Raw genomic sequence first — 12412 nt, forward strand, 5'->3', positions numbered from 1 at the left:
CGGGCCTTTTCCTGCCCGAGAGCCCTCATGAGCCAGACCCTCTCCCTGGCGCCTGAACGCAAGTTCGGCGCTCCGCTGTTCGCCTTGTTGCTCCTGGTGGGCGGTGCCCTGTTCCTGCAGACCCAGGTGGGGGCGCGACAGGTGCTGCTGTTACTGCTGGGTGCCGCCCTGGGGCTCACCCTGTACCACGCCGCCTTCGGTTTCACCTCGGCCTGGCGGGTGTTTATCCGCGATCGGCGCGGTGCTGGCCTGCGCGCGCAGATGGTCATGCTGGCCATGGCGGTGTTGCTGTTCTTCCCGGCGTTGGGGGCGGGCAGCCTGTTCGGCCAGCCGGTGGTGGGGCTGGTGGCGCCGGCCGGGGTGTCGGTGATCTTCGGTGCCTTCATTTTCGGCATCGGCATGCAACTGGGGGGCGGTTGCGCCTCGGGCACCCTGTTCACCGTCGGCGGCGGCAATGCGCGAATGCTGGTGACCCTGGCGTTCTTCATCTGCGGCTCGCTGATTGCCACCCATCATGTGGACTGGTGGTTTGCCTTGCCGTCGCTGCCACCGATCTCCATCGTCCAGAGCTTCGGCGTCGGCCCGGCCCTGGGCTTGAGCCTGTGCCTGTTCGCGCTGATCGCCTTGCTCACCCAGAGCCTGGAAAAACGCCGCTACGGCAGCCTCGAAGCCCCGGTCGCCAGCCAGCACCAGGGCTGGCGCCGCCTGCTGCGCGGCCCCTGGCCGCTGGTCTGGGGCGCGGTGGCCCTGGCGTTGCTCAACTTCGCCACCCTGGCCCTGGCCGGGCGCCCGTGGGGCATCACCTCGGCCTTTGCCCTGTGGGGCGCGAAAGTCGCCAGTGGCTTGGGCGTGGACGTGGGCAGTTGGGTGTTCTGGCAGGGCGCGGCAAACGCCAAGGCCCTGGCGGCCCCGGTGTGGCAGGACATCACCAGCGTCATGGACATCGGCATCGTCCTGGGGGCCTTGCTGGCAGCGGGACTGGCGGGACGTTTTGCCCCCAACCTGAGAATCCCCACCCGTTCCCTGGTGGCGGCGGTGATTGGCGGGCTGCTGCTGGGCTACGGTTCGCGCCTGGCCTATGGCTGCAACATCGGCGCCTACTTCAGCGGCATCGCCTCCGGCAGCCTGCATGGCTGGCTGTGGCTGGTGGCGGCCTTTATCGGCAACGGCGTCGGCGTGCGTCTGCGGCCCTGGTTCTTCGCCGAAGAGCGCAGCCCCCAAGGCCTCAGCGGCTGCTAACCACTTTTCGTGGCGAGGGAGCTTGCTCCCGCTCGCCGCGCAGCGCTCGTAACGCCGACGGTTGCGGTGTATCAGGCAGAACCGGGAAACCGCTCTTGGGCTTGCTGCGCAATTCAGCGCGAGCAAGCTCGCTCGCCACAGGGCGCGCGGTTCCCGTCCTGGATGAGGGTCAGGTACCGGACTTGATCTTGGTCCAGGCCCGGGTCCGCGCCCGCTCTGCATCACGGGGCAGCGGTTGCAGGGTGTACAGGGTGCTCATCGCCGCTTCCGTCGGATACAGGTTGGGGTTGTTGCGGATCGAAGGGTCCACCAGTCCGGTGGCGTCCTTGTTCGGGTTGGGGTAACCGACAAAGTCGCTGACCGGGGCGATCACCTGGGGTTGCAGCAGGTAGTTGATGAAGGTGTAGGCATCTTCCGGGTTCTTGGCGCCTTTAGGGACCGCCAGCATGTCGAACCAGATCGGCGCGCCTTCCTTGGGCAGGCGCATGTCCACGGTCACGCCGTTCTTGGCTTCCTTGGCGCGGTTGGCGGCCTGGGAGAAGCTCCCCGAATAGCCCACGGCCACGCAGATGTCGCCGTTGGCGATATCGGCCATGTACTTGGACGAATGGAAGTAGGTGATGTACGGCCGGATCTTCATCAGCAGCGCTTCAGCTTTCTCGTAGTCCGCCGGCTTCTTGCTGTTGGGGTCCAGGCCCAGGTGCTGCAGGGCCAGGGGCAGGATCTCCGAAGGCGAATCCAGCAGGGCCACGCCGCACTGCTTGAGCTTGCTGATGTTCTCTTCCTTGAAGATCAGGTCCCAGCTGTCCACTGGCGCCTTGTCGCCCAGGGCGGCCTTGACCTTGTCCGGGTTGAAGCCGATCAGGATGGTGCCGTACATGTAGGGCACGGCGAACTGGTTGCCCGGGTCGTTGGCCTCGATCAGCTTCATCAGCTTGGGGTCCAGGTGGTTCCAGTTGGGCAGCTTGCTGCGGTCCAGGGGCTGGAACACCCCGGCCTCGATCTGCTTGGCCAGGAACACGTTGGACGGCACCACCACGTCATACCCGGAGTTGCCGGTCAGCAGCTTGGCTTCCAGGGCTTCGTTGGTGTCGAAGATGTCGTAGACCAGCTTCACCTGACTGTTCTGCGCCTTGAAATCTTCCAGGGCCTTGGGGGTGATGTAGTCGAACCAGTTGTACACCCGCAGCGTGCGCTCCTCGGCGTGGGCGGCGGTGCCCAGCAGGCTGGCGCACAGGGCGGGAACCATTAAGCGTTTGAGTCTTTGCATGATGCGAGTCCCTCACTGGGCGCTTTGAAAACCTTCGAGAACGTTCACGGCGTTGATGCCGATTTCCTCTACCGCGTAACCGCCTTCCATGACGAACAGCGTCGGCTTGCCGAGGGCGGCGATGCGCTTGCCCATGGCCAGGTAATCCGGGCTGTCGAGTTTGAATTGCGAGATCGGGTCGTCCTTGAAAGTGTCCACGCCCAGGGACACCACGATGATGTCGGCGTCATAGCTGTGGATCTGGTTGCAGGCCTGCTCCAGGGCTGCGCTCCACACATCCCAGCCGCTGCCGGCGGCCAGCGGGTAGTTGAAGTTGAAGCCTTCCCCGGCGCCTTCGCCGCTTTCGTCGGCATAGCCCAGGAAGAACGGGAACTCGGCTTCCGGGTGGCCGTGGATCGAGGTGAAGAGCACGTCGCTGCGTGCGTAGAAGATCGACTGGGTGCCGTTGCCGTGGTGGTAGTCGACGTCGAGGATCGCGACTTTCTTGCGGCCCTGGTCGAGGAAGGCCTGGGCGGCGATGGCCGCGTTGTTCAGGTAGCAGTAGCCGCCCATCAGATCGCTGGCGGCGTGGTGTCCTGGTGGCCGGCACAGGGCAAAGGCACTGCGGGCACCGCGCTGGATCACCGCCTGGGCGGTGAGGGCCACTTGCGCCGCGCTGTAGGCCGCCTGCCAGGTGCCGGCGGTGATCGGCGCGCCGCCGTCGAAGCTGTAGTAGCCGAGCTGGCCATGGAGGCTGGTGGGAATCACGCTGCGCAGGGTGCGCGCCGGCCAGGTGTAGGGCAGCAGGTCGCCGTCGATGCCCTGTGCCGCCCAGCGCTCCCAGGCGCCTTTGAAGAAGTCCAGGTAGGCCCGGCTGTGGACACGTTCGATGGGTCCCAGGCCGAAGTCCTTGGGCGCCTCTACCGGGCCAAGGTTGCGGTACTTCACCCGGTCCAGCACATGGTCGGCCCGGGAAGGCATTTCAAAGCAGGGCATCAATTGCCCGTCGATAAGTTCACAACGGCCGTGGTGCAGGTGGTGATCGTCCGAGTAGATCGTCAGCATTTTCTTGTTCTCCGCAGGCTGATTCGGTGGATCACAGTCTTGCGGGGCGCGGGGTTTCGGAGAACGGCAGGAGCGGCCAAAAGGGGATTTATCTGGCCAAAGTGTTTGACCGAAATTCGCCCCTTAAAGAGGCGCGGCGCCCCATTGCGGGGCGCCACGGGGTTCAGCCGGCCGGCGGGGCGGGAACGTAGCGCTGCAGCACTCTGAGCATGTCCTCGCGTTTGTTCCGGGCGATGGCTTCCAGCAACAGCGCGTAGCCCTTTTTCTCGCAGTGCTGGCCGACATTGGGATCGGCGCCTTTTTCCAGCAGAAGGGTGAACAGCTCCAGGGTGTCCTGCTGGCTGACGTAGGGCGCCTTGTCGTCGGCGGAAGTCTTGTCGGCCACCAGGGTCAGCAGGCTCTCGCCGACGGGCTGGTTGTAGCAGGTGCCACGGCCGTAGCTCAGATTGAGGTTGGCACCAGCGGCTATCAGTTGTCGTACGGCTTCGTAGTTGTTGCCCGAGAACGCCCGATACAGCGCGGTTTCACCATTGTCGGTTCTGCGCCGGTCGAGGTTTTGCGGGTGTTGCAGCAGCCAAGTGAAGCCTTGCAGGCTGCGCTTGTTCTCGGCCATCTGCATCAGGGGCGTCTGGCCCTGGCTGTCGGGCTCGTCGAGGGCGACGCCAGCGTCGATGAGGAATTTCAGGCGCCCGCCCAGGCTCAGGTCGGGGCTGTCGCCCAGATCGCGGCGCATGGCCAGGGTCGCCAGGGTGGTCCAGTTGTACAGGCCGCTGGTGTGGGCGCCGTGCTCCAGCAGCAGACGGGCGATGTCCAGGCGCGGGGCGTCCAGGGCATGCAGCAAGGCGCTGCGACCATCGTCGGCCATGACCTCGCCGCTGATGCCACTGGCCAGCAGGCGCTGCACTTCGGCCAGATCGCCGGCATCCACCGCGTCCACCAGCGGCCAGAAGCCCTGGCACGCCTGTGGGTTGGCGGCGTTCAGGCCCAGGCGCTGCAGGACCCGGGGCGGGATGCTCATCTGGCGTTTCAGGCGCAGGCCGCAATACACCCGGTAACCCTCGATGGCCCGGCCCTGGTGGATGTTGTCCTGCGTGCGTTGTTGGTAGATCGCCCAGTCCAGGTCCGCCAGGTTGAGGTAGGTCGGCATGCGCCCGGGGTCACGGCGCAGCACTTCCTTGAGCCAGGGGCGGGCGGTTCTCAGGTGCCCGGCTTCGCTGGTCCAGTAGGCGATGTCGTTGAGCAGGCCGGCGTATTCACGGCGCTCGGTGGCGATGCTGCGAAAGTCACGGGTGACGAAGAAGTCCTCCACCCGGTTGATGCCCGGTTGCTTGTCCTTGGCGGTGCGCAGTTGTTCGTGCAGCGCGCGGAATTCTTTCCAGATGCTGTCCGGGTTCGAGGCTGGCGCTGGCACAAAGGCGTTGACGGTGATCGGCCCGCTGCCTTGGGTGAAAGGGCGGAACCACGGCGGGAATGTCTCCAGGGCCTGCAACCACTGGCGCCCGGTTTCATCGCTGATGGGTTGCAGCGGGGTGAACTCCATCTGGGTCAGGTCCCGGCGGTGACTGATCGCCAGCAGCGGGCGCTGCGGATCGCGCTGGTCGATCAGCAGGTAGCGTCGGCTGAGTTGCCAATCGCTGGGCTCCTGGCACTTGAAGTCGAGCGAGGTCAGGGTGATGCCGGTGTCCAGGGTATTGCTCGTGGGCCAGTTGTCGGCGACTGGCACCGGATACTCCGGGGCCGCACAGGCCCGCAGTTCTTCGGGGCTGAACAGGGCCATGGGCGGCGATTTGTAGACCCGCTGCTGGTACTTCAGGTCCTGATAGGCGTTGAGGTAGAACAGCCCGCGGTACTGGGTCAGGATGATCCGCGCCGGCACTCGCTCCAGGCCCGGCACGGGGAACGGCTTGAGCTGCAGGGTGGCGGTTTCCGGGTAGTCGATGACGAAGTAGCGAGCCATTCCCGACCATTTGATCGCGCCCAGGTCCAGGTCGAAGGCCTGGGCGGCGGGTGCGCCAGCCAGCAGCGCCAGTGCCAGGCCGAGCCCGCGAATGCCGATGCGCCGGGCGATGGCGGTCAATAGGTTCACGTGTGCAGTCCCTTGCCGGTAGAAAGCTCGGCAATGTAATGCAATCGGCGCCGTTGTGCCGGGCTTTGTTTCAGGGGGCTCAGCGGGTTCGGCGCCACGCCTCAAAGGCGAAACGCCGTCGCCGGCGGTGGCGGCGCAAAGCTTTGCAGCACCTTGAGCATGTCGTCGCGCTTGCGTCGGGCCATGATCTCCAGCAGCCAGGTGTAGCCGTTGTTCTTGCAGTAGCGGCCGAGGTTGGGGTCGGCGCCTTTTTCCAGCAGCAGGGTGAACATGTCCAGGCTCTCTTGCTGGCTGACCCAGGGATTGATGACCTCGGGCGAGCCCTGTTCGGCGACGATCATCAGCAGGCTTTCGCGAATCGGCTGCTGTGCGCAGGAATCGCGGCCGTAGCTCAGGTTGAGGTTGGCGCCGGCTTCCACCAGTTGCCGGGCGGCGGCGTAGTTGCCGCCCTTGAGCGCCAGGAACAGCGCGGTTACCGCGTCTGGCCCGCTGCGCTTGTCGAGGTCCTGGGGGTGTTGCAGCAGCCAGTTGAAGCGCTCGATGTCCTCGCGGTTTTTCGCCATTTCCTGCAGCGCGGTGCCGCCCTGGGCATCCTGCTCATCGATGGCGGCACCGGCCTGCAGCAGGAAGTTCAGGCGCTTGGCCTGGTTCAGGTCGGGGTTGTCCTTGAGGTCGCGGCGCATGGCCAGGACCACCTGGGTGCGGCCGTTGTACTGGCCATCGGGGCGGGCGCCATGGGCCAGCAACAGCCGGGCGATGTCCAGGTCGGGCTTGTCCAGGGCGTGCAACAGCGCCGGGCGCCCATCGGCGGCGATCACGTCGCCACTCAGGCCCTTCTCCAGCAGGCGCCGGACTTCGCCCGCGTCACCCTGGTCCACCGCTGTCACCAGCGGCCAGGCGCTTTGGCAGGCCGGTTCGCTGGGGGCCTCAAGGCCCAGGCGCTGGGTGACCCTGGCGGGGACCCCAAGCTGGCGTTGCAGGCGTAGCCCGCAATACAGCCGATAGTTCTCCATGGCCCGGCCCCGGTGCCGGGTGTCTGCGGGCTGCTGTTGGTACAGGCGCCAATCCAGGTCCGCCAGATTGAGGTAGGTCGGCATGCGCCCAGGGTCGCGACGCAGCACGTACGCCAGCCACGGTCGGGCGCTCTGCAACTGGCCGGCCTCGGTGGCCCAATAGGCGATGTCGTTGAGCAGGCCCGGGTAGGTACTGCGCTCGGGGGCGATCGCGCGAAAGTCATGACGGCTGAAGAACTCTTCCACCCGGGCGATGCCCGGAGCCTTGTCTTTGGCATCGCGCAATTGCGTGTGCAGCTGGCGAAATTCTGTCCAGACCTGCTCCGCGCTGGGCGGCGGCGCATAGGGCTTGACGCGCAGCTGGCCGCTGCTGGCGTCAAAGGGTTCCAGCAGCTTCGGGTACTTCTGCAGGGCTTGCAGCCATTGCTGCTGCAGTTCGGGGGTGATCGGTTGCTGCGGGGTGAAGTCGATTTGTGCCTCGCCCTGGCGCTGACCGATGGCCAGCAACGGCCGCTGGGGATCGCGGCTGTCCACCAGCAGATAGCGATTGCTCAACTCCCAGCCTGGGCTCTGGCAGTCGAAACTCAGTTTGGTCAGGCTCAGGGCGGATGCCAGCTGCTTGCTCGACGGCCAGTTGTCCGTGGCCCCAACGGGTCGCTGCTCGGGCACGCAGGCCTGTAGTTCCTGGGCGTTGAACAGCGGCAGGGGCGGCGACTTGTAGACTCGCTGCCGGTACTGCCCATCCGCATAGCCATTGAGATAGAACAGGCCGTGGTATTGGCTGAGGATCACTCGGGCCGGCGCCTGGGCCAGCCCGGGCAGGGCAAAGGGTTCGAGTTGCAGCGTGGCGGTTTCCGGATCGTCCAGGAGGATGTCGCTCTGCATTTCCCACCAGCGGATTTGGGACAGCTCGAAGGCCTGGGCGAGGGGGAGGCCGGCTAGCAGCACCAGCGCCAGGCACCCCCCGCGAATACCGATGCGCCGGGCGATGGCGCCTGTGATTGGGTTCAAGCTTGCAGTCCCTTGCCGGTTTCAAAGCTCGGCAATGTAATGCAATCGGCGTCTTTATGCCGGGGTTTGTCTCAGGGCCGGAACTGGCTCGGCGCCACACCGCTCCAGCGGATGAAGGCATGGCGAAAGCTCGCGGTCTCGCTGAAGCCCAGGGCTTCGGCAATCCGGTAGATGGGCATCTGGTCTTCGCAGAGCATTTGCTTGGCCCGCTCGAAGCGCAGCTCGTCCAGCAGCTCCTGATAGCTGCAGCCCAGGTCGCGCAGGTGGCGGCGCAGGGTCCGGGCCGAGCAGTTCATCTGTTCCGCCAGCCCTTCCAGCCCCGGCGCGGCGTCCAGTTGCGCTGCCAGCAGCTGGCGGATGCGCCCGAGCCAGGCCTGGCGCCCGGTGAACTCGGTGTTCTGTTTGCGGCAACGCTCGGCCATGGCCTGGTGGGTGATGGCATCCGCCAGGGGCAGGGGGTGTTCGAGCCATTGCTGGTCGAAGGCGAAGGCGTTGCTGCGGGCGTTGAACTGCAGCGGACAGTCGAAGGCTTCGCGGTAGCGCTGTTGATAGTCCGGTGCCGGGTAATCGAAGCGCGCCCCCAGCAGCGGCAGGGGGTGGCCCAGCAAGTCGTCGCAGATGACCTTCAGCGACACCAGGCAGAACTCGGTATTGAACGCCGCCAGGGCCGGGCTTTCGCGGTAGCCGGCGGCGGTGAACCAGATGCGCGGGCCGTCGGCTTCCAGGCTCAGTTCGAAAAGTGTTCCCAACAGCGCCGGATAGCGCATGGCCAGGCGCAAAGCGTCACCTAAGGTGGCACTGGTGAGCAGGGCATAGCCGAGCATGCCGTAGGAGGAAACGTGCATGCGCCGGCCCAGTTCCAGGCCGATATCCCGTTGCAGGGCCACGGCATTGGCGCACACCAGCATCTCTTGATTGGTGGTGATGCGGGTGTCGGCGCGGCTCAGGTCGGCGGGGTTTATCCCGCTGCCGGCCAACAGGGCTTCACTGTCCTGGCCCTGTTCCTTGAAGGTGTTGAGCACCAGGGAAACGGCGTTGAGGGTGGTGAGGTGCGAGTGCAGCATGCGCAGATTCCAGCCAGGGGAAGACCCTTAATCGGAGCAAGTTGCATGCCGCCCGCGATCAGACCTGCGGTTTGCCGGCCCGCTGCATGGGGCATTCCGAGCGTTGTGTGGCTAGTGACTTGGCGCTTGATTGGTGCAACCTGCCTGCCATTCATCGCCTGAAGTGGCGGTGCAGCAACCTCGATAAAGGACTATGTATGACCCTCATCCCTGCGCGTTCCCTGCTTCTGGTCTCCGGCTTGCTCCTGAGTTCGCTGTGCCTGGCCGAGGCTGAGCCAGGCAGCGAAAGCACCATCAAGGACTCTGCCAAGTCAGCCGTCTCATCAGCCATTTCGGCAGGCAAGAACCTCTTGGGCGGCGTCAGCGAAGGTGTGCTCGATGGTCGCCAATCGGCGCAAGGCGTCGACGGTGCCTCGATCATTTCCTCCCGTGAGCAAATGAAAGGCCGCGTCGATGTCCAGGTATTGAAAACCGAAGCCGTCGGCGACAGCTTCAACGTCACTCTGGGTTTCAAGAACAGCAGCGACAGCCAGTTGCGACTGATCAACCTCAAGCAGACCGGCGCCCTGCTGGCGATCGACCAGGACGGTTACGCCAACAATCTGACTGTCAGCCTCGACAACCCGGACGAAGTCACCATCCCGGCCAAGGCGGCAGTGCGGCAGAAGTTCGTGTTTGAAGGGCCGATCGAGAGCTCGAGTTCGGTGCGGGTCTGGGGCCAGGATTACGCGGTCAAAAAGTAACCTGACAGCCACCCTCTGCTCGTCGTCGAGCCGGCAGCTACCGCAGTAGCCACCGGCTCCCGAGCGCGAGCTTCAGCTCAACTCGCCACACAGATCGAGTTCGACCAGGCGCCGCACTTCGGCGCTTTCCAGCCCGGCACCGAGCAGCGCATTGAGCTTGCCGAACGCCGCTTCGCGAGTCATGCCGCCACCGGACAGCACGCCCACGCCGCGCAGGCGGCTGCCGGCTTCGTAGATGTCCAGATCCACACCGCCTTCATGGCACTGGGTCACCGCCACCACGACGATGCCTTGCTCCTGTGCGCGCTTGAGGCTGGCCAGGAACGCCGGGTTGTCGCTGGGCCCGGTGCCGCTGCCGAAGCATTCCAGGACCAGGGCCTGGATGCCGCTGTCGAGCACGCCGTCCAGCAGCTCGGCGCCGATGCCGGGGAACAGCGGCAACACACCGACCTTGGCCAGTTGCTTGGCCTGGCGGTAGTCCAGCGCAGCAGGAAGCGCTTCGGCCTTGGCGCCGCCGCCATTGCGTTGCAGGGCGGCGAACGGGTGACGGCCGAAACTGCGGATTTTCGCGCAGCGGGTCGGCGCCAGCAGCTCGCCGTGGAAGTACAGGTGCACCCCCGGTGCCAGGCCCTGGCCCAGGGCCAACAGGGCGCCACTGAGGTTTTCCCAGGCGTCGCTGTCAGGCACACCGGCCGGCAGCATCGAGCCGGTGAACAGCACCCGCGCCGGCAGCCCCAGCAACTGGAAGCTCATGGCGGCGGCGCTGTAGGCCAGGGTGTCGGTGCCATGGAGGATCAGCACGCTGTCGCAACCCTGATCCACGGCTTCGACCACCGCTGCACGCAGGCGCTGCCAGTAGTCGGGGGTCATGTTGGCGCTGTCGATCAGCGGCGCCATCTCGCGAAAGCGCCAGGCCGGCACCACCAGTTCGGGCTGGCTGTCGAGGTAGGCGCGCATGCGCACGTCGAAACCGGACGCCGGGGCCAGGCCGTCGGCGCTGGCCTGCATGCCGATGGTGCCACCGGTGTAGAGCACCATGACGTGCTGGGCGGCAGGGTAGGTCGAAGGGTTCATGGGATTCTCCGAAACGGTGAGTTCCTGTGGGAGCGGGCAAGCCCGCTCGCACATTTATCGCACTGTAACCGACGGGTGCAGAGGATGCGCCCGTCGTTCACCCGTCAGCGTTGCGCTGCGGGCACGCCTTGCGGCTCGGCCTGGGTGACGGCCGAAGATTCGGCAGGCCAGGCCTTCAGGTCCAGGTCCAGATCGGCGAACTTGCGCGAGTCGAACACCGGCTGGTCGACACCGGCGCGGCGCTGCTCGTCGTAGTCGCGCATCACCCGCAGGCCGACCTTGAACAGCATGGCCAGGGCCACCAGGTTGACGAAGGCCAGGCAGGTCATGGTGATGTCGGCGAAGGCGAACACGGTTGTAAGGTCCTGCATCGAACCCCAGACCACCAGCGCCAGCACCAGGCCGCGGAACAGCATCAACACAGTGCGGTTGCGGGTGAGGAACTGCAGGCTGTTCTCGCCCAGGTAGTAGTTGTAGAGGATGCAGGTGAAGACGAACAACGACAGCGCGACACTGACGAACAGGCGGCCCCAGTCACCGACCACGGCGGCCAGCGAGTTCTGGGTCAGGACGATGCCGTCGCCTTCGAAGCCCGGGGTGTAGAAGCCCGACAGCAGGATCAGCAGCGCGGTGCAGGTGCAGATCACGAAGGTGTCGAGGAACACGCTGAAGGCCTGGACCACGCCCTGGGCGCCCGGGTGCTTCACGGCGGCCACGGCGGCCACGTTCGGCGCGCTGCCCAGGCCCGCTTCGTTGGCGAACACGCCACGTTTCACGCCCATGACGATGGCGCTGCCCAGCAGGCCAGCGAAGGCCGGGTCGAGGCCGAAGGCGCTCTTGATGATGGTTTCCAGCATGGCCGGCACGTGTTCGATCTGGGTGCCGATCACGTACAGGGTCACGGCGATGTAGGCCAGGGTCTTGATCGGGACCAGCAGGTCGGACACCGCGGCGATGCGCTTGATGCCGCCGATGAAGGTGATGGCCAGCAGCACCGCCAGGACGATGCCAGTGTGGCGTGGGTCAAAGGCAAAGGCGTCCTGCAGCGAGTGCGTCACGGTGTAGGACTGCAGGCCGATGAAGGCGAAGCCGTAGGTGACCAGCAGCAGGATCGAGAACACCACCGCCATGCCCTTGAGCTTCAGGCCGTGCTGGATGTAGTAGGCCGGGCCGCCGCGGTACAGGCCGTCGCCGTCGGCGCGCTTGTAGACCTGGGCCAGGGTGCACTCGAAGAAGCTGCTGGACATGCCGACCAGCGCGGTCACCCACATCCAGAACACCGCGCCAGGGCCGCCCAGGGTCACGGCGATGCCGACGCCGGCGATGTTGCCCGCGCCGACCCGGCCAGCGAGGCTGAGCATCAGCGCCTGGAACGAGCTGAGCTGGCCGCCGCTGCTTTTCAGGCTGTCGCGGAACACCGCGAACATATGGAGGAAGTGGCGCAATTGAACGAAACGCGAGCGGATCGTGAAGTAGCTGCCGAGCCCGACAATGAGCACGATCAGCACTTTCCCTGAGAGGAAGTCGTTGATGACTTCGAGCATGGATTATTCCTCGCTGTTTTTTGTGTAGGCAAAAGCAGAACGGACGGAAACATTCAGTTACACCGCTGATTGCACGCACGGCAAGGCGGTGGGGCGAGCGTTCGTCCCGGTTCTATATTTCGCGGGTTGTTATTAGTTCGGGTTTCCCGTGGGGTTGAGCCTCGTTACCGACGGCTGTCCACGTGAAGAGGGGGCGCACTATACCGGTGCGCGGGCTCGCCGTCTGCATGTTGCGTGTCGAGCCGAGGAACGGCAGTGCCGGCGGTGGGCTGAAACGGTTCTTGTCCTGCCCGGAAAATCCCGCGAACAGAGGCTCCAAGGGGC

9 protein-coding genes are annotated in these 12412 nt (G+C 65.5%); 2 read left to right on the forward strand and 7 right to left on the reverse strand.

The genetic code is table 11. The features are described from left to right. Nucleotides 1-27: 27 nt before the first annotated feature. Nucleotides 28-1239 (forward strand): YeeE/YedE family protein, encoded by a 1212-nt coding sequence (locus tag J5M73_RS01010; protein WP_102862357.1) that lies wholly within the window; start codon nucleotides 28-30, stop codon nucleotides 1237-1239. A gap of 169 nt (nucleotides 1240-1408) precedes the next feature. Here the strand turns inward: J5M73_RS01010 and J5M73_RS01015 are convergent, their stop codons facing one another. From J5M73_RS01015 to J5M73_RS01035, 5 genes are all read right to left on the reverse strand, one after another. Continuing rightward, complete coding sequence (locus tag J5M73_RS01015; RefSeq protein ID WP_102862356.1) at nucleotides 1409-2509, reverse strand: polyamine ABC transporter substrate-binding protein; 1101 nt, start codon at nucleotides 2507-2509, stop codon at nucleotides 1409-1411. A 12-nt stretch (nucleotides 2510-2521) separates the two neighbouring features. Then, nucleotides 2522-3553 (reverse strand): histone deacetylase family protein, encoded by a 1032-nt coding sequence (locus tag J5M73_RS01020; RefSeq protein WP_102862355.1) that lies wholly within the window; start codon nucleotides 3551-3553, stop codon nucleotides 2522-2524. Nucleotides 3554-3716: 163 nt separating this feature from the next. After that, entirely contained in the window at nucleotides 3717-5630 is a 1914-nt protein-coding gene (locus J5M73_RS01025; protein ID WP_102862534.1) for an ankyrin repeat domain-containing protein, read from the reverse strand. A 110-nt stretch (nucleotides 5631-5740) separates the two neighbouring features. Continuing rightward, a complete protein-coding gene (locus tag J5M73_RS01030; protein ID WP_243433637.1) occupies nucleotides 5741-7537 on the reverse strand; it encodes an ankyrin repeat domain-containing protein in 1797 nt (598 codons plus the stop codon). Between the two features lie 197 nt (nucleotides 7538-7734). Next, complete coding sequence (locus J5M73_RS01035; protein ID WP_102862353.1) at nucleotides 7735-8727, reverse strand: AraC family transcriptional regulator; 993 nt, start codon at nucleotides 8725-8727, stop codon at nucleotides 7735-7737. A gap of 197 nt (nucleotides 8728-8924) precedes the next feature. Here J5M73_RS01035 and J5M73_RS01040 point away from each other — a divergent pair, with 197 nt between their 5' ends. After that, nucleotides 8925-9470 (forward strand): hypothetical protein, encoded by a 546-nt coding sequence (locus J5M73_RS01040; protein ID WP_102862352.1) that lies wholly within the window; start codon nucleotides 8925-8927, stop codon nucleotides 9468-9470. A gap of 72 nt (nucleotides 9471-9542) precedes the next feature. Here J5M73_RS01040 and J5M73_RS01045 read toward each other — a convergent pair whose 3' ends face one another. Then, a complete protein-coding gene (locus J5M73_RS01045) occupies nucleotides 9543-10544 on the reverse strand; it encodes an asparaginase (RefSeq protein ID WP_102862351.1) in 1002 nt (333 codons plus the stop codon). Nucleotides 10545-10648: 104 nt separating this feature from the next. Beyond that, the gene (locus J5M73_RS01050) at nucleotides 10649-12088 is read right to left on the reverse strand and encodes an alanine/glycine:cation symporter family protein (RefSeq protein WP_102862350.1); all 1440 of its coding nucleotides are present in this window, start codon (nucleotides 12086-12088) and stop codon (nucleotides 10649-10651) included. Between the last annotated feature and the right edge of the window lie 324 nt (nucleotides 12089-12412).

It is taken from the genome of Pseudomonas sp. 50_B, from assembly GCF_017491625.1.
GTDB classification, from domain to species: domain Bacteria; phylum Pseudomonadota; class Gammaproteobacteria; order Pseudomonadales; family Pseudomonadaceae; genus Aquipseudomonas; species Aquipseudomonas danubii.

What these genes read in the sequence shown, in the direction of transcription:
- J5M73_RS01045 (WP_102862351.1), bottom strand. Translation starts at nt 10,544, where the DNA reads ATGAACCCTTCGACCTACCCTGCCGCCCAGCACGTCATGGTGCTCTAC.
- J5M73_RS01015 (WP_102862356.1), bottom strand. Translation starts at nt 2,509, where the DNA reads ATGCAAAGACTCAAACGCTTAATGGTTCCCGCCCTGTGCGCCAGCCTG.
- J5M73_RS01030 (WP_243433637.1), bottom strand. Translation starts at nt 7,537, where the DNA reads ATGCAGAGCGACATCCTCCTGGACGATCCGGAAACCGCCACGCTGCAA.
- J5M73_RS01050 (WP_102862350.1), bottom strand. Translation starts at nt 12,088, where the DNA reads ATGCTCGAAGTCATCAACGACTTCCTCTCAGGGAAAGTGCTGATCGTG.
- J5M73_RS01020 (WP_102862355.1), bottom strand. Translation starts at nt 3,553, where the DNA reads ATGCTGACGATCTACTCGGACGATCACCACCTGCACCACGGCCGTTGT.
- J5M73_RS01035 (WP_102862353.1), bottom strand. Translation starts at nt 8,727, where the DNA reads ATGCTGCACTCGCACCTCACCACCCTCAACGCCGTTTCCCTGGTGCTC.
- J5M73_RS01040 (WP_102862352.1), top strand. Translation starts at nt 8,925, where the DNA reads ATGACCCTCATCCCTGCGCGTTCCCTGCTTCTGGTCTCCGGCTTGCTC.
- J5M73_RS01010 (WP_102862357.1), top strand. Translation starts at nt 28, where the DNA reads ATGAGCCAGACCCTCTCCCTGGCGCCTGAACGCAAGTTCGGCGCTCCG.